Source organism: Methanobrevibacter cuticularis, from assembly GCF_001639285.1.
Lineage (GTDB): Archaea > Methanobacteriota > Methanobacteria > Methanobacteriales > Methanobacteriaceae > Methanobaculum > Methanobaculum cuticulare.
In genome coordinates this window covers 36396-55091 of record NZ_LWMW01000075.1, presented here as the reverse complement: position 1 = coordinate 55091, position 18696 = coordinate 36396, and the positions used below count along the sequence as shown (strand labels likewise).

13 protein-coding genes and 3 tRNA genes are annotated in these 18696 nt (G+C 28.0%); 5 read left to right on the top strand and 11 right to left on the bottom strand.

The window, feature by feature from the left end:
- From MBCUT_RS02280 to MBCUT_RS02230, 11 genes are all read right to left on the bottom strand, one after another.
- The coding region (locus MBCUT_RS02280) for a right-handed parallel beta-helix repeat-containing protein (RefSeq protein ID WP_342667566.1) at positions 1-1297 on the bottom strand (1297 nt) is incomplete at its 3' end.
- A gap of 593 nt (positions 1298-1890) precedes the next feature.
- Complete coding sequence (gene mch / locus MBCUT_RS02275; protein WP_067258354.1) at positions 1891-2853, bottom strand: methenyltetrahydromethanopterin cyclohydrolase; 963 nt, start codon at positions 2851-2853, stop codon at positions 1891-1893.
- A 357-nt stretch (positions 2854-3210) separates the two neighbouring features.
- Positions 3211-3885, bottom strand: coding sequence for a thymidylate synthase (locus MBCUT_RS02270; RefSeq protein ID WP_067258351.1), 675 nt, complete (start codon positions 3883-3885; stop codon positions 3211-3213).
- A 463-nt stretch (positions 3886-4348) separates the two neighbouring features.
- Complete coding sequence (locus MBCUT_RS02265; protein ID WP_067258347.1) at positions 4349-5311, bottom strand: methionine synthase; 963 nt, start codon at positions 5309-5311, stop codon at positions 4349-4351.
- Positions 5304-5612 carry a DUF1894 domain-containing protein gene (locus tag MBCUT_RS02260; RefSeq protein ID WP_067258345.1) on the bottom strand — a complete coding sequence of 103 codons (309 nt, stop codon included), beginning with the start codon at positions 5610-5612 and terminating at the stop codon, positions 5304-5306. Before MBCUT_RS02260 ends, MBCUT_RS02265 begins: the two co-directional genes overlap by 8 nt.
- 173 nt (positions 5613-5785) lie before the next feature.
- Positions 5786-6244, bottom strand: a complete 459-nt coding sequence (locus MBCUT_RS02255; protein WP_067258340.1) for a DUF1890 domain-containing protein — start codon at positions 6242-6244, stop codon at positions 5786-5788.
- Positions 6245-6343: 99 nt separating this feature from the next.
- Complete coding sequence (locus MBCUT_RS02250; protein WP_067258337.1) at positions 6344-7423, bottom strand: hypothetical protein; 1080 nt, start codon at positions 7421-7423, stop codon at positions 6344-6346.
- Positions 7424-7785: 362 nt separating this feature from the next.
- Positions 7786-7858 (bottom strand) — tRNA-Ala (locus MBCUT_RS02245).
- A 199-nt stretch (positions 7859-8057) separates the two neighbouring features.
- Positions 8058-9677, bottom strand: coding sequence for a thermosome subunit alpha (gene thsA, locus MBCUT_RS02240; protein ID WP_067258334.1), 1620 nt, complete (start codon positions 9675-9677; stop codon positions 8058-8060).
- A 513-nt stretch (positions 9678-10190) separates the two neighbouring features.
- Complete coding sequence (locus MBCUT_RS02235) at positions 10191-11609, bottom strand: MATE family efflux transporter (RefSeq protein WP_067258331.1); 1419 nt, start codon at positions 11607-11609, stop codon at positions 10191-10193.
- A 588-nt stretch (positions 11610-12197) separates the two neighbouring features.
- Positions 12198-13571 carry a DASS family sodium-coupled anion symporter gene (locus MBCUT_RS02230; RefSeq protein WP_067258327.1) on the bottom strand — a complete coding sequence of 458 codons (1374 nt, stop codon included), beginning with the start codon at positions 13569-13571 and terminating at the stop codon, positions 12198-12200.
- 359 nt (positions 13572-13930) lie between these two features.
- On the opposite strand from MBCUT_RS02230, the gene MBCUT_RS02225 reads away from it, so the two are divergent.
- The 5 genes from MBCUT_RS02225 (at position 13931) to MBCUT_RS02205 (ending at position 18641) form a co-directional block, all read left to right on the top strand.
- Positions 13931-14004 (top strand) — tRNA-Gly (locus MBCUT_RS02225).
- 2 nt (positions 14005-14006) lie between these two features.
- Positions 14007-14080: transfer RNA gene (locus MBCUT_RS02220), tRNA-Gly, on the top strand.
- An 830-nt stretch (positions 14081-14910) separates the two neighbouring features.
- Positions 14911-15957, top strand: a complete 1047-nt coding sequence (locus MBCUT_RS02215) for a hydroxymethylglutaryl-CoA synthase (protein WP_067258324.1) — start codon at positions 14911-14913, stop codon at positions 15955-15957.
- A gap of 204 nt (positions 15958-16161) precedes the next feature.
- Positions 16162-17313, top strand: a complete 1152-nt coding sequence (locus MBCUT_RS02210; protein WP_067258320.1) for a thiolase domain-containing protein — start codon at positions 16162-16164, stop codon at positions 17311-17313.
- A 329-nt stretch (positions 17314-17642) separates the two neighbouring features.
- Positions 17643-18641 carry a hypothetical protein gene (locus MBCUT_RS02205; RefSeq protein WP_067258317.1) on the top strand — a complete coding sequence of 333 codons (999 nt, stop codon included), beginning with the start codon at positions 17643-17645 and terminating at the stop codon, positions 18639-18641.
- Positions 18642-18696: the final 55 nt, after the last annotated feature.

The window sequence follows — 18696 nt, the reverse complement described above, 5'->3', positions numbered from 1 at the left end:
CAATTGCAATAGAAACTTTAGCAATATTAGCTAATAAACCAACACTATTCAATCTTAAAACACCAGAATTGTAAATACCACTTCCATAAATAGCACTATTACCACTAATGATCCCACCAGTAACATTTAAAGAATTAATAGAATAGATAGCCCCACCATTAGCACTTGCTTTATTACTATCTAAATTACTTGAAGAAATAGATAAAAGAGAACTAGTATAAATTGCTCCACCATTTTTAGCAGAATTACTAGTAAATTTAGAACCACTGGCTATAATTGATCGAGAATTACCTGATAAAAATATTGCACCACCATTATTTTTTGCAGAATTTTTGTTAAAACTAGAGTTTGTAAGATTTAAAATGTTTGTTGAATATATACTTCCTCCATTATTAGTTGCATTATTTTCTTTAAAAAAACTACCAACTACACTTAAATTAGCTATTGAATATATTGCTCCTCCATTAGGAGCAAAATTTCTTGTAAAATTACTACCATCAATAGTTAATATATTAGTAGAATAGATCGCTCCTCCATTATTGGTTGCTTTATTATTGGTGAATGTTGATCTTGAAATCTTCAATGTTCCATTAGTTCCTGTATAAATTGCTCCTCCACTTGGAGCAGTATTATTTTGGAAGGTGCATCCAGTCACAGTATTATTAGAACCAAAAATAAAATATAATGCTCCTCCAATCTCAATAGCTGTATTATTAGTGAAAGTACAATTTATAATTTGCCCATTAGAAGAATGTGAATCTATGGCTCCACCTCCACCACCCCCACTTTCGTTAGAATATGCAGCCTGATTATTAACAAAAACACAATTCTGAATAACCGCATTAGTGGATTCATTACTTAAAATTATTGCTCCAACCATTGCTTTATTATTTACAAACTCACAATTAACAATAGTCAAATTAACACCATACGAAGCCAAAGCTCCACCAAAAGCATTCACATCAGCATTTTTAAAAACTAAATTCTCCAAATGAACATTATCCCCTGTAATACGCATTATCCTAGAACCACTACCTCGACCATCTAAAACAGCTTTAGAATTAGCAGAATACCCCTTAATAACAACACTGTCCTTATTAACAATAACAGTATTTACACTGCCCGGTATATAAGTTTCATTACCAAGATTAATCATATTTGTCCCTGAATCAACCTTATTTTGTATAAAATCAAAATCATCAACAGCAAAAACTGACGAACTACTCGAAAAAACAACAAAAACGAAAACTAAAACAGTCAAAAAACAACTTAACCTCTTTATCTTTATATTTTTCATAATACTCTCCCTTTTCTATTATATCCCATCTTTTTTTTTGAAAAGATTTTCATATTCAATATTCTTAAAAAATAAAGAGTTAATTCATATCTAATTGAGGAGAGTGAGCTAGAAAAACAAAAAAACTTTACAAATAATAAAACATTCTTTTGCTTTTTTATCAATAGAGGATATATAAACCCAAAAATAATATAACCCTTCATTAAAAAGAATTACAACTATTTACAGATTACTAATAACAAGGATACTGATATCCTACTAGTATATATTCACTATATTAGTATGTATCCACTATGTAGATAATCAGTATATAAAGATTATTATTTAATATTTGAAAAATCAAATAAACTATTCCATAAATACTATAACATTGTTCAAAATAATAGGAAAAAAAAAGGAAAATAAATAAAATAAAAGAAAATAAGTAAAAAAATAATTAGCTATTTAAAAAATAAGGAAAATAAGTAAAAAATAAAAAAATAATGAAATAATAAAAGAAGAAAAAAATTAATAAAAAACTAATAAAAGACTAATAAAAGATTAATAAAAAAATCAAAGAAATATTTATTAATAATTCCTGATTTAAAATTGATTTACAATCCAAATGATTTCTTTAAAAGATCAACATTTACATAACCTGCTTTAAATAGTTCACCAGTTCTTAAATCATTGATAACAACTTCAGCAGGTGCAAACATTCCTTTATCTATTTTATAGAAATCAAATTCAGCTTCTTTAAATACATCAAAGAAAGGTTTTCCATAACCATCAGCAGCTGATGAAGGTAATTTTTCAGCTAATCCTTTGATGTCATCTCCTTCTTCAGATTCAATGTAATAATAAGTTCTTCCTCCAAAGAGAACAGCATCATTAGTTTTACCCATAGCTTTTAAACCATCTGGATCAATAGGAGCTATTGGAGCTATTCCTGCAGCATATTTAACTTTAGTAACATCAAAATGAAGAGCTTCTAACATTTTATAAGTTCCATTTTCCACAACTCTTCCTGCAATTTGAATAGAACCAACAAGAGAAGAAGTAGGGGCTACGAGTAAGGTTACATCTTTAACATCTACACCACAATCTTTAGCTATTGCTTCTGCAACATCTTCACCAGGTAAGGTATCAGATTCAAGAGTAAGAATAGCTATATCAGCATCATCTTCATAACCTATTTCTTCATAAGTTTCAGCTGGTTTTTTAGCTAGTGCTCTTGCAGGTCCAGAACCTAATGCAAAGAAGTCTCCAACACTTACAGACCATCCAGCTTTCTGTGCACCAAGAGTTGAAATAGCTGGGAAATCAGTTTTAATTTTAACAGACGGAAGAGCGAATTTTTCAGATAAATCACCAGGAATAGAAATTCCAACTTCAGCTAATCCTCCAAGACAAACTTTTGTATAAAGTTCACCAGCTTTTAAACTTCCAGCTACATTCACACCACAATCAATGATAGTTGCACCATTATTTAATTTGGAAATAGCTATATTAAGCTCATCAGCTTTCTCAATCATTACATCTACAGTTTTTTTAGCTTCTAAATTAACACTAAGCATATTTTTTACCTCTAAAATTATAAAATTTATTTTAAGATTATGTTTATATTATCTTAATATTTTATGTAATATTAAAAAAATTTATTTTTTATATTAAAAAATTCATTTTCATATTCTATATAAATTAATATATTAAAGAAATTTGTTTTTTATATATTTAAAATTTTATTATTGATTTTATATTATAGATTAGAAATAAAAAATCTAAATTAAAAATAAAGTATATAAATCTAAATAGAAAATAAATAGAAACAGCCTATATGTGAAAAAGAAGATTAAAACTAAAAAAATGAAAAAATAGCCTCTTAATTTAATCAAACCCCATTAATTAACTTAAAAATAGCTATTGGTTTATTCTTATAGTAGCTGGTTTGCTTCATTGAAATTAACTTCATAAATGTGAGCACTTATGGATTGAATAGTGATTGATTCAATAGTTGTATTTGTGTTTTCAGCTACATACTGAGCTAGGTAAGTGAGACCTACTGCATTTGGGAACCAAGCTCCATAAATATCATGGCTTCGCCAAAGAGCTGTTGTATACAATTTATCATCCCTTATTTTAAAATCAACTAAAATCATGCAAGGAACTTCTTCACTTTTTGAATCAATAGTTTGATCCCATGTGATAGAAATAGCTCTTCTAGATTCCCTACATTCATTTAATCGTCTTATAGCCTCATCTATTTGGTCAACTTCATCGAAATGAGCCCTTAAACGGTTCCCATAGGTATAAATAAATCCTTGTTTATCTTTACTTATGAACTGCTCACTGTATGTTTTTAATTTATCTCCACTCCAAAAATAACCTTCTGGAACACGAATATCTAAGATATCTGAAACTTTAGATTGAATATTAAAAAAATCATTGGAAGATTTCCCTAATGGATTTCTAATGGAAACTAAAACATTTAAAACTTCCTTAGTCAATGACCCTCTCTCATCATTAACATCAGCTCCTTCTTTCATTATTTTCTTAACTAAAGTTTCCCAACCATCAGCTATTTCATCAACTTCTATTAATGCAGCCATTTAAACTCCTCATAATCATTAAATTAACAATCAAATGTAATAATTAAATCATGATATTTCATTTATAACCAAATCTGATAATTAAACCATAATATTTCATTTATAATTAACTTTTATTAACATTAAGACAATATAACTTTATTTTAATAAGTTTTAATAGATAATTTCATTTATAATTAATCAATAAGATATCAAAAAATCTGAATTAAATCTTCTTTAGTCAATTAATTCTATTAACATATAATTTATATAATGTTTTTGGTTTTTTAAAATAAAATATTGTAATAAATCTAAAATTGATATTTAATTAGAACAAAAATCTAAAATTAATATTTAATTAGAATAAAAATCTAAAATTAATATTTAATTAGAATAAAAATCTAAAATTGATATTTAATTAGAATAAAGAAGAATAAACAAAAGAAAATGAAAATTTGTAAATAATTATAAAAATAGAAAAATATTAGATTGAATTAATAGCTTTAACCATATTTTTAAGTTTAGAAAAAGCTATATCATCATCTAATAATTTCATACCACAATCAGGGTCGATATATAGGTTATTTTTACCAACAATAGCTATTCCCCTTTGGATGATTTTACTTATATCTTCAACAGAATCAATTGTAAGTTTTTTGGTGTCAATACAACCTAATCCTATTTTTTTATTTCCTAAGCTATTAGAATAGCTATCTAAAACATTTAGATTATTTGGGTGACCTGCAAATTCACAATCTATAATATCTACATCAAATTCAATGAGATTTCCAAAAATATTTTTAATATCACCACAGCAGTGAATAGCTACAGGAATTGATATTTCTTTGGATATAATATTTATAGCATCTTTAGCTACATTCATATCAAGTAGTCCTGTAGAGAGGAAAGGTTCATCAATTTGAATTAATTTAGCCCCTGCTTTCTCAAGATATAGACATTCTTCCTTTAAAGCCTTTGCCATGTCAATAATAGCTATATTTTTATCTTTATAAATAGGTCCAAGTTTGCAAGACTGAACCAATGTAGAAGGTCCTGTGATTATTCCTTTTACTCCTTTCTTAGACCTTTCAGAATCTGAAACATTCATTGAAGATAATGTTCTATTCATATATTTAATAGCTAACTTCAAATCATTAGCCCCTATCGATCCGAAAGGTTTAGCTATTCTAGAGGAGATATAAAAAGTATTACCCTTTATTTTAAAGCCAGGTATTTGTTTTACAAATATTTCGACCATATCACCCCTAACTTGACCATCTGATATGATATCAATACCTGCCTCCAATTGTGATTGAACGGCATGTTTAATAGCTAGTTTACACCCATTATTTTTCCCAAACAACTGAGCTATTTTAGCTATTTTATATTTGGCATTACTCTCTTTTTTTATATAAACCGGATAACTTCCAACAACACTACTAATCATCAATAGATACTTCCTTAATAGCCCCAATATCTTCTTCTTCAACAGGAATTTCAATAGCTGCTGTTCCATGGCATGGTTTTGTGTAAGAAATAATAACTGTTCCTTTTTTAGGATTTATTCCTACAGGAATCGGAGGAATTCCAATAATTCTCACACCTAAAATTTTCTCTCCAGCATTTATATAAACTATCTCTTCAGCTTTTTCTTTAATAATTTTAGCACAATCTTTAAAACCAGCTCTTGAAAGTAATATTTCATAATCATCAGATTGCTGGAGATAAGTATCTAAACAAAAAGACATTTTATTCACCTGTATTTCCCTATAGAATTTAAATAATAAATTCACTTCAACTCAGCTAATATTCCTACAAATTCAAATAAACAATTCACTTCAACTCAGCTAATATTCCTACAAATTCAAATAAACAATTCACTTCAACTCAGCTAATATTCCTACAAATTCAAATAAACAATTCATTTTAATTCAGCTAATATTTTATCAAATCGAACTTTAATTGGATTAGGATTATGAAATGCTTTTACTGAAACAATTTTCCCTTCTGTATTTTCTTCAACTGTCTTTGTGAGATCTTCTAAAACATCAGGATCTTTTTCAAAAATTAAAGCTATTGACTCTGTTTGCAATATATGATAGAAAGTAACAAAATAGGAAGCCGCTGCATCTTTAGATACAAATCCTAACAATAAATCATATTGTTTCTCTTCTAAAGTAGACAAACAGCTGTCAATATCTATTTTATCTTTTACATAATATCCATTAGGATCTGAAACTTCTAAAAGTTTGGAGGCTGCTGGAGTACTAGCTATTGTTATTTCATAATCTAATTGACTCAGTTTTGATGATGCATAAATCGCCATAGGAGTCTGAGATGGAGATTCTGGACATCCCAATAATAGTAATGCTTTTTTCATATATAGTTCCTTCTTTAATATTTTAGGATTAATTTAATATAAAATTAATATCCATTACATTAATCTACTATAATAATCTATTAGATATTATTTATCATGTCAATTACGTTTCAAAGATACAATATGTGCTATAACTAGGGCAGATAAAATTATAAATGTTAACAATGCAGTTCCATTAATAGAACGATTGAAAATAAACAAGCCTATTAAAGCTTGAGCCATAAAAGCTGTGAGTGAACCAATTAAAAGAACTTCTCGCCCTAAATAATTCTTATTATTTTTTTCTCGCTTGCTTCTGTAAACTCTAAGCATTTTAAGTCCTACCACAATCGTTATTAAAGATATGAGTACAAGACCTAATAGCCCTAAATAGCCAAAGTCAAATGCATAACCAAATATTCCTGGAAGCATATAATCTATCATATCCTTTTTAGTAACAAGTAATCCAAAAAACAATGGAAATGGTAATCCAAACATGATGATAAATCCCATTGGTAAGCTGATATATCCTGAAGCAAAGCCTGTATCTTGAGCTCCCCAAAATGCCGATCCTTGAACATGACCCACTAACTGAGTGTTTTTTAGCACCATCTTTAAACTAGGTAAAGAGTTTTCTTCAAGTCTACCTATTCTGAGTAATGGGCTGAATATATCCATATGTAATAGCTGTGAGAGCAATTCTAGTATAAAAAATCCTGCAGCACCTATTCCCAAAAACATTAGTATTCTTTTTATGGTTAAATATGATTTTTGTCTGAATGATTTAGAAATAAGGAAATATCCTATGAATAAACCAATTATCCATAATAACAAAAAGGACCTATGCATCAATCCTCCAAATACAGTGATTCCTAAAAGAAGAGCAAAAACTAACTTCTTTAAACCCACAACATTAACTCCCGAGTCTTCCATTACTTTCAAAGAAGCTAAAGCTGTAATAATAGCTAATAAAGCTATTGGACCAAAAGGATGAGTGAATTCATTCTGACCAAATGCTAAAAATAGCATTAAAAGATCAGCTCCAAATAAAAATGTAAACCCTACTGATAAGAAGAGAGATAAGAAGGTTACTACACTTAGAGAAATTGGAACCAAATTTATGGTAAATATGATTGTAGCAAATATTATTACTGCTATTTCTAAGATAAATTGAAAATGATTTTCAGCTATAAAAGGCATTTAAAACTCCTATATTACATAATTGATTAAATTGTTTGAATCCCAAGATTTTTAATAAATTAAAAGTATCTATTATTATATTGTTCATTATTATATTTATAAAATTATATTCATAAATTACAAATACAAAATTATATTCATAAATTACAAATACAAAATAATTGAATAAAAATTTTAGTATTATATAGTAATTAATATAAATATAATTAAATTAATATAATTTAGCTCTATCGATTATAAAAGTTTTTCTTAATAAATAAAAGTATTAAAAATTTTATTCAATATAAATTATAACACTGAATTAATTTAATATTATGCTAATATTTGATTTTTTAATTTTATAAGAATAAAAAGTATATAAATGGACTGACCGGGATTTGAACCCGGGGCCTCCGCCATGCCAAGGCGACGATCTACCATCTGAGCTACCAGCCCTTAATTATAAAATAATTGTTTTTTTAGTATTTAAATTTACCTAAATAATTTAAAAGAATATTATTCATTAAAATTTCTTAAAAACATAAATAACAATCATTTATGAATTTTTATAATAAATTAAAATAATTTAAAGAAAAAATTATCTAAAAAAAGTGCAAAATTTAAAAAAAAGATGAAAGGATTGAACCTTTCGAAATTACATCATTGGAGGCATACCGCCCATAGCTGCAGGATCCATTCCACCCATATCAGGTTGACCTGTGCTAGTAGATGCAATAACATCATCTATTCTTAAAAGCATTTCAGCTGCTTCAGAAGCAGATTGAATAGCTTGTTTTTTGACACGTTTTGGTTCAATTACTCCAGCTTCCTTCATGTCAGTGACACTTCCATTGAAAACATCAAGACCCATGTAAGGAGAAGTTTCATGTGAAGCTCTTAAATCTACTAAGGAATCAATACTATCAAGTCCTGCATTTTCAGCTAAAGTTTTAGGAACAACTTCTAAACTTTCTGCAAATGCAGTAACAGCTAATTGTTCTCTTCCACTTATAGATTCAGCATAATCTTTTAATCTTTTAGCCATTTCAATTTCAGGAGCTCCTCCACCAGCGACGACTTTACCATCTTCGATAGTAGCAGCTACAACACCAATAGCATCATCAATAGCTCTTTCGATTTCATCTACGACATGTTTTGTGCTTCCTCTGACGAGTAATGTAACAGCTTTAGCTTCTTTACATTTTTCTACAAAGATCATATCTTCTCCAGATATTTTCTTTTCAGTTACAATTCCTGCATCACCTAAATCATCTGCTGAAAGATCATCGATATTAGAAACAACACCAGCACCAGTAGCTTTAGCTAATTTTTCAATATCTGATTTTTTAACTCTTCTTACAGCCATTATTCCTTTTTTAGCTAAATAATGTTGAGCTAAATCATCAATACCTTTTTGAGCGAATAATACATCTGCACCAGAATCAGCTATTTTATTAACCATTCCTTTGACCATGTTTTCTTCTTGTTCAATGAAAGCTTGCATTTGAGCAGGGTCAGTTATGCTAATTTCTGCATCCATTTCAGTTTCTTTAACTTCAATTGGAGAGTTTAATAATGCTATTTTAGCATTTTCAATTTCTTTAGGCATACCTGGATGAACTCTTTCTTTGTCAATTATTACACCTTGAACAAGAGTAGAGTCTTCTACAACAGCACCATCTTTCTTTTCAATTTTAATGTGGTCAGAATCTACAACTCCATCTTCTTCAACTTGTTGAACTGCATCAACGACTAAGTTAGCTAAAGGTTCACGAGCTTTTTCAGTTCCTTTTCCAGTCATAGCAGTCATAGCTACTTTAACTAAAGTATCTTTTCCGATATCCTCAATACAGATATCTTCTAATATTTCTTGAGCCTTTTCAGCTGCTTGTCTGTAACCCATAGCTACAATGGTTGGATGAATATCCATATCTAATAAAGATTCAGATTTTTTGAGTAATTCTCCAGCTATAATAACTGCAGTTGTAGTTCCATCTCCAACTTCATCTTCTTGGGTTTTAGCTACTTCTACAAGCATTTTAGCTGCAGGATGTTCAATATCCATCTCTTTTAAGATAGTTACTCCATCGTTAGTTACAACAATGTCACCTAATCCATCAACTAACATTTTGTCCATACCTTTAGGACCTAAAGTTGTTCTTACTGTTTCAGCTAATACTTTACCTGCTAATATATTATTTCTTTGAGCATCTCTACCTAATATTCTGTTGGTACCTTCTGGTAAAACTAAAATTGGTTGTCCATTTTGTGCCATTAAAATCACCTCAGATTCTTTTATATAATATATTTTATATTTAATATAATTAATAATTAACTCGTTAAAAGACAATTTAAATTTATTTTATTAAAAATCTATATAACATAATAGAAATACAGATATCAAACTTTATTAAGGAAAAATAAAATAAATATCTTAAAAATAAGTCTATTAACTTAAAAATTTCATACAATATTAAATGGGTTAGAGGTTATATAAAAAGTTTTCGGAAATTTTATAAAAATATAACAATTAAAAATAATCAACTAATAGTTAAGAACAATTATCTAATTACCCAATAATAACCTAATCAACAATATCCAACATAATTAACAACAATTATCCAATAACCCTAATCAACAATATCCAACATAATTAACAACAATTATCTAATAACCCTAATCAACAATATCCAACATAATTAAGAATAATTAGCTAATTACTCAATAATAACCTAATATAAATCTAATTAAAAATATCAACTAATTTAAATAATTAACTAATCAGTTATTACATAAATTCATTTGACTCATTAACAATCACAGCTTTTTCCATCTCTCTAGTTTTTTCCATTTTTCTTATATAATATTTAGACCAGAAGTAAGCAAATGCACTTCCTAAAGCATTTCCAATAACAATTCCCCACCAAACACCATATTGTCCAAATCCTAAAACAACAGCTAATAAATAAGCAAACAAAACATCGAGAATTAAGTTACGAACAACAACTATAAGCAAAGAATCTAATCCTTTTCCAACTCCTTGGAAAATAGAAGTTGAAGATATTCCTATTGGTAAAAATAGATAGAATAAAGATGTTACTCTTAAGAAATCTGTTATAACATTTCTAAGTCCTTCTGATTCAGGAGAATAAGCAAATAAATAGCTAATATACGGAGCTAGGAGAAAAATAGCTATTGCTACGATTATGACAATTACCATTCCAATTTTAATTCCATAGCTATGGATGATATCAATGTTTTTAAACTTATTTGCACCAAAATTAGCCCCAGTTACAGCTACTATAGAAGCACCTATAGCTATTGGAGGTACCATAGCTATCATAACTACTCTCCATCCTGCAGTATAAACAGCTACAGCATCAACACCCCCAACCATTATTAAAATGAGATTTAAAGAGCCAGATAATGTAGCTATTATTAAAAATTCAGATCCTGCTGGTAAGCCAACATTTAAAATTTGTTTAGTGATTTCATTATCATAAATAAAATCTTTAAGAGAGAATTTGATGTAAGTATCAGTTTTAAACCAATATAAGAGTAAAAGTGAAACTAATGCCAATGAAATGACTGTAGCTATAGCTGCTCCTTGTACTCCCATATTCAAAGAATAAATGAAAATAGGATCTAAAATTATATTAAGAATAGCACCAAATAGCATAGCATAAGTAGTTTTTGCAACATTTCCTTCTGCCCGAAGTACTCCATAAGCTGTTGATGAAAAGACTATGAATATTGATCCTAAAAATAAGATGTTACCATAATCTAATCCAAGATTAATAGTTGATCCTGCTCCAAACATCAGAAGAATTGGTTTTAGAAACAATAATATAACAACAGTGAAAATAATGGTTAAAATAACTGTGAGTAACATTACATGAAGTGCAGCATTGTCAGCCTGTTTTTTATCCCTTGCACCAATATATCGAGAGATAACTGCCGTTGCACCAGCCCCAATACCACTAGGAAATCCCATCACAATTAAATAAATTGGATTTACAAATCCAATTGCTGCTAAAGCTGTATCTCCAAGACCAGCAACCCAAATTCCATCAATAAGAGCATATAATGAATTTATCATCATGGCTATAATCATAGGAATTGAAAGTTTTAAAACTGCTTTTTTTGGATCTCCAAGTAAAACAGATACTCCTTTCGTATCTTCTACCTTGCTTGTACTAGTACTCATTTTTTATCCCCTATTTTTAAAAAATATGATTTATATTAAATCATCAAATGATTATTTATATTAAAATTAAGCATTATTATACTTTAAATAGAAATCAATTAACAATTAATACACTGACACAATTAAAATCAATTATTCATACATTATAACCAAAATCAATTAACAATTAATACACTATCACAATTAAAATCAATTATTCATACATTATAACCAAAATCAATATTCATACACCATAATCAAAATCAATTAACAATTATTAAAAGTTCTTATTGAGAATAGTTATCTTACTAACAATTATTTTAATTTATTTATTTTTTTAATAAAATATACATAAAATAGACAATAATTAACTTAGCTATTAGTTATAACATTCTAATAATTATAATATTCTAATAATTATTAAAATTATAATTTATAAAGATTGTTAAATAATAAAAAATAGCTAATAAAAGAATAAAAAATAGCTAATAAAAGAGTTCTTAATAATTGATTTATCAATCTCTTATACTAGACATTCTTCTATTAGCATACCAAATGGCATACCAAATGGAAATATTAATTAAATTATTTAAATCTATCTAATTTGAATTAACCAGTGATAAAAGGGCGTCCTATTGTAAACACTACCACAATACTGACTATGGCTCCAACTACAATCAAGGGAGCTCCTGCTTTAAATATTTCTTTCATTTTGACAAACCCCGTTCCATAAGCCATAGCTACAGTTGGATCTGCCATTGGTAGCATAAAAGATAATGAACAAGCCATAGCTACTGGAACAGCATAAATACCAAGTGGTAAAGATTGTGATTGAGCTAAAGTTACAGATAATGGAACCAAAATAGCTGCTAACGCTACATTAGACATTACTTGAGTTATTATAATAGCTATTACCACTAAGACAATTACAATCAGAAGTGTAGACGGATCTGAACCAAAGAGAGCTAGAACATCCTTAATTAACCAACTAGCTGCACCTGTATTTAATAAAGCGGCTCCAAGAGATAATGCCCCTCCAAAGAACAATATTAATCCCCAATCTATATTTTTCTGTGCATCTTTCCAATCTAATATTCCAAATATAAAGAACATAGATGCACCAATTAAAGCTATTGAATAGCTATCAAGACCAGTTATTCCTGTTGTGATCCATAAAGTAATTGTAAATATCAGAATAGCTAATGCTATTTTTTCATTTCTTGTAGTTTTACCTAAAAAATCTAATTTTTTAGTAATTGTCTCTTTTCCACCACAAATCTCTTTAACTTCTGATGGAAATAGCCAACCTAAGTATTTCCATATTAATAATAACATTATAATTGCTATTGGAATTCCAAAAACCATCCAATTTGCAAAAGGAATATGAGTATAAGCTGCTGCCATTAAATTCGGAGCAGTTCCAATCTCAGTAGCTAAACCTCCTGCAAGTGAAGCAAAAGAAGCTCCTAAAACCATTGATTTTGCAAAATTACTTTTAGCTTCATTAATACCTTTACATTCCATTAAATCGATGATTTCTTTAATGATAGGTAAGACTAATGCAAAAGCCACTACATTTTCAATCCATGCCGAAAGAATTCCCGTTGAAAAAACACTTACAAAAAGACCTCTATTCGAGGTAGTTCCTACTTTATCAAGTAAAAAATAAGTTAAACGTCCAACTAATCCACTTTTTCTAATTCCTTCAGCAATTATGAACCCTCCTATCATCAAAAACAAAATAGGATTTGCAAATCCAATAACTGCATTTGAAAAGGATTCAACACCTAAAATCGGTTGAATAAAAAGAATAATTATAGATGTAACTGCTAGATGAACTGCTTCTGTTACCCACATTATAATAGCAAAAACTAAAAGTGCAATAGCCATGTGTCCAGAATAGCTAAGACCATCTAAAGGAATCAGCATTATGATGACAGATACAACTATCGCCAATGGTATTCCTAATCTTTTAAAATTCATATAAATTCCCCTTATATATTAATATTAACAAATTAAAATCTTAAAGTTTCATCATATCCTTAAATTACCTTAATTTTTATTAATCAATTTAAAAACAATGAAATATTTATTAACTAAAATAAAAACAATGCGATATAATTATAAATAAAATATCTAAAGTGAATATGAACTTCAAAGTATATAAACTTTCCAGATTCATAATTAAAATATTAATAATTATGAAGTTATTAATATCAGTGAATATTATATCAGTAAATATTAATATCAGTGAATATTTGAATTCATAAATACATTATAAAATTTAAATAAAGGAAAATTTTATATATGATAACAAATAATGTTAGAATGTATTTACATATGCGGTGTTAGTCCAGCCTGGTTAAGACTCTGGCCTGCCACGTCAGTGACCCGGGTTCAAATCCCGGACGCCGCATTGCGGCTGTAGTATAGTCTGGTTAGTACTTGGGCCTTCCAAGCCTACAGCCCGGGTTCAAATCCCGGCAGCCGCACTTACCAATAATAGATTTGTTTTATGAATTTTTACTTTTAATGACTGATTTTAATGAATTTAGCAAGACGAACCTATAAATAGTTGGATTTGTTTTATGAATTTTTACTTTTAATGACTGATTTTAATGAATTTACCAAGTTAAGATAGAAAAATATTAATTTTAAATACCATTTATGAAACATTAATATATCATAAAGTTAATATTTTTCTATATCAAAACAATATTCAATATTAATTTAAATTATATAAACTAATGAATCAATTTTTTAAAAATCAATATTAATTAGATTATTTAAATAGAATTGCACATTAGGATTATTATAAATTACTATAATTTATTAAAAAACCATGATAAAATTAAAAATCATGAAGTTATAATAATAAATAATGTCATTATATTTATTAAAATTAAATTTGAAATAATTAATAAAAAAATTTATGATTAATATAAAAATTAGTTATAAAAATAATATAAAATTAATTGTAAATTTATGAATAATAATTAATTGTGATTAATATTATAAATTTCTAAATAATAATTATAATTAATAAAATTGTGATTAATATTATAAATTTCTAAATAATAATAAGAATTAATTGTAATTACTAGTATAAATTTCTAAATAATAGTAAGAATTAATTGTAATTACTAGTATAAATTTCTAAATAATAAATAAAAATTATAATATTAAAATTATAATATTAAAATTAATTAAAAAGCTTATAAGAATATATGAAATTAATAAAATAATTTATTCTAAGCTTATAAAACTGTTTAAAATATATTATGAAAATATATAACGAACAAAACTTAATGGTTGTGATTATATGGCGGGAATCGTAGGATATGGAGTGTTTATACCGAGATATCGGATTAAGGTTGAAGAAATAGCTAAAGTTTGGGGAGATGATGCAGAAGCAACATCAAGAGGACTTGTTGTAAATGAAAAGTCTGTTCCTGGGGCTGATGAAGATACTGTTACAATTTCAGTTGAAGCTGCAAGAAATGCATTAGCTAGATCAAAAATTAATGCTGAAGAAATCGGTGCTGTTTATGTCGGATCTGAATCTCATCCCTATGCAGTTAAGCCATCAGCCACTATTGTAGCTGAAGCTATTCAAGCAACTCCTGTTATGACTGCAGCAGATTTAGAATTTGCATGTAAAGCAGGAACTGCAGGAATGCAGGCAGTTATGGGAATGGTTGATTCAAATATGATTGATTATGGATTAGCTATTGGAGCAGACACATCACAAGGAGCTCCAGGGGATGCATTAGAATATACTGCCTCAGCAGGTGGTGCAGCTTATATAATTGGTAAAAAAGGATCAATAGCTGATTTTGGAACTACTTATAGTTTCACAACAGACACTCCTGATTTTTACAGAAGAGAAGGTGAAGATTATCCAAGTCATGGTGGAAGGTTTACAGGAGAACCTGCATATTTCAAACATGTACAAGAAGCAGCTAAAGGAATATTTAAAAAGACTGGTACTGATGCATCTGATTATGATTATGCCGTATTTCACCAACCTAATGGGAAATTTTACTTAAGAGTTGGTAAAAAATTAGGTTTCAATAATGAACAGATAAAAGATGGACTTTTAACACCATTCATTGGAAATACCTACTCTGGAGCCACACCTATAGGACTTGCTGCAGTATTAGACAAAGCTCAAGCTGGAGATAAAATATTAGCTATTTCATATGGTTCAGGGTCTGGAAGTGATGCATTTACTATCACTGTAACCGATGAAATTGAAAAGAAAAGAGAGTTAGCTCCAAAAGTACAAGACATGATTAAAGATAAAACTTATGTTGATTATGCAATTTATGCTAAATACAAAGGCAAGTTGAAAATGCAAGTAAAATAAAACTTATTTAAATAATATAAAACTTAATTTTAAGTAATTATCTATTACTATTCATAAATATTATCAATTTATACTAATTATCAAAAGAAAATAACTAATTATATAATAGTATAAATCATTAAAAATTACTAAAATATTACTAAAAAAAATTTATTAACAATTATCAAAAAAGTATTGAGGAAAAATTACAAAAAGGTTGAAAATATGAGAGATGTTGCAATTATAGGAGCTTCACAAACAAAATTCGGAGAATTATGGGACGTTTCATTTAGACAATTAATAACTGAAGCTGGCCTTGGAGCTATTGATGATTCAAATGTAGAAGGTGCTGATTTAGATGCTATGTATGTTGGAAACATGACAGCAGGTCTCTTTATCCAACAAGAACATATAGCAGCACTTATAGCAGATCACACAGGACTAAATCCAATTCCATGTGCAAGGATAGAAGCAGCTTGTGCTTCAGGTAGTCTTGCATTACGACAAGGAATCATGGCTGTAGCTTCTGGTTATCATGACATAGTAATTTCTGCAGGTGTGGAAAAAATGACTGATGTTGTTGATGCAACACCAGCAATAGCTACTGCGTCTGATCAAGAATGGGAAGCTCAGCAAGGAGCTACTTTCCCTTCACTTTATGCAATGATAGCTAAAAGACATATGTATGAACATGGAACTACAAGGGAACAATTAGCTAAATTTTCTGTTATTAACCACAAAAATGCTGCTAAAAATCCAAAAGCACAGTTTCCATTTGAGATAACTGTTGATCAAGTTTTAAATTCCAGTATAGTTGCAGACCCTTTAACTCTTCTTGACTGTTCTCCAGTTACTGATGGAGCAGCAGCTATTATCTTATGTCCTGCAGAAGATGCTAAAAAATATACAGATACTCCAATTTATGTAAAAGCATCTACACAAGCATCAGATACAATTACTCTTCATGATAGAAAAGATATTACAACAATTGGTTCTACAAAGGTAGCAGCTAAAAAAGCTTATGAAATGGCTAATCTTACAACTAAAGATATAGATACTGTAGAAGTCCATGATTGTTTTTCAATTAATGGTATTTTAGCTATTGAAGACCTTGGATTTGTTGAAAAAGGTCAAGGAGGAATAGCTGTTGAAGAGGGTATCACTGAAAATGGTGGAGAAATTCCTGTCAATCCTTCAGGTGGATTAAAAGCAAGAGGCCATCCATTAGGAGCCACTGGAATAGCTCAAGCAGCAGAAATCGTCTGGCAATTAAGAGGAGATGCTGGAAAAAGACAAGTCGAAGGTGCTGAAATCGGTATGACTCATAACATTGGTGGTACTGGAGGAACAGCAGCAGTACATATATTATCAAGATAATGAAAAACTCAAATATTAAAAAAAGGAAAAATCAAAAGTTGATTGTTCAATAAATAATCAACTATATTATCTAATTAACTATAGTCCTGAAAGAAAAGATTCTAATCAATGGTTTATTGGAATATTAATTTATTTCATAAATATAAGTTGTTGTTATCTTTAATTTCTAAAATAATCTTTAATAATTTTATTATTAAAAAAATATATATTATGATTATTTAGATTGAGAAGTGAATGAATATAAAAGTTTTTAAAAAATATCATTACTTATAAACTTTATTTTCAGGACTATAGTTGATTTATATAAAAATTCAATATATTTGATTTATATGAAAGACAATTTTCTTGAAGATTTAGGATTTTTTTCAAATAATAGTAATAATAATGGGAAAAATAAATGTAAAATTAGCTATTTAGATGAATCTCCAAATGATAAAAATGAAAATCATTCTAAAGCTGAAATTTTAAATTTCCTAAGAGAAATTAATATAGATACTCGTTTTATTAGTTATACTTCAGATACATTATATATTAACAATCTAAGATTTTCTAAATTTTCTAAAAAAAAACAAGAAATCTTTGAAAAATATTATCCAGAGATAGCTATTGTAAGGTCAACTCTTTTTCAAAAAATTTGCACAAGATCTTCAAAGGTTTTAGCAAATGAATTATCTCCAAAAAATAATGTTTTGTTGTTAAAACCTCAAAATGAAATTGATGAATTATTAGCTATTGTTATTGAACCATATTCAAGAAAATATGGAATAAAGATAATTGAATCTGATTTTGAATCATTAGATGAGCTTATTTCCAGTTTAGATAAAATAGCTATTGATGCAGTAATCTTCCCCTTAACATTAAATGAACAGGTGGAATCAATTTTATCTAATATTTTTGCAGGAAATGGAACTTTGAAGGATGAAAATATAGCTAAAGACAAATTTATTAATGATTATAATATTAATATTATATTTCCATTTAACAATGTTTCTAATCAATGGATTCATTCATTTTTAGATATTCAGAGGAGTAGCTATAGTAGAGAACATAAACATAGTAAGAAAACTAAGTATAATTCTAATAAAAAATCTAATCTTAATAATTATATGCTGATTGATAAAAAAGAAGATTTTGATAAACTGATTGATAAAAAAGAAGATTTTGATAAACTGATTGATAAAAAAGAAGATTTTGATAAACTGATTGATAAAAATGAAGATTTTGATAAAATAGCTATTAATTTTATGGAATTTTTAGATGACATCATTCCAAATTATAAAGAAAATATTTTAAAATCAGTAAATTTTATTGAAGACAATCTGGATTAACTGAATTTTCTAATTAGGCAATTTTTCCATATGATTGTTTGATAGTTGAATAAAG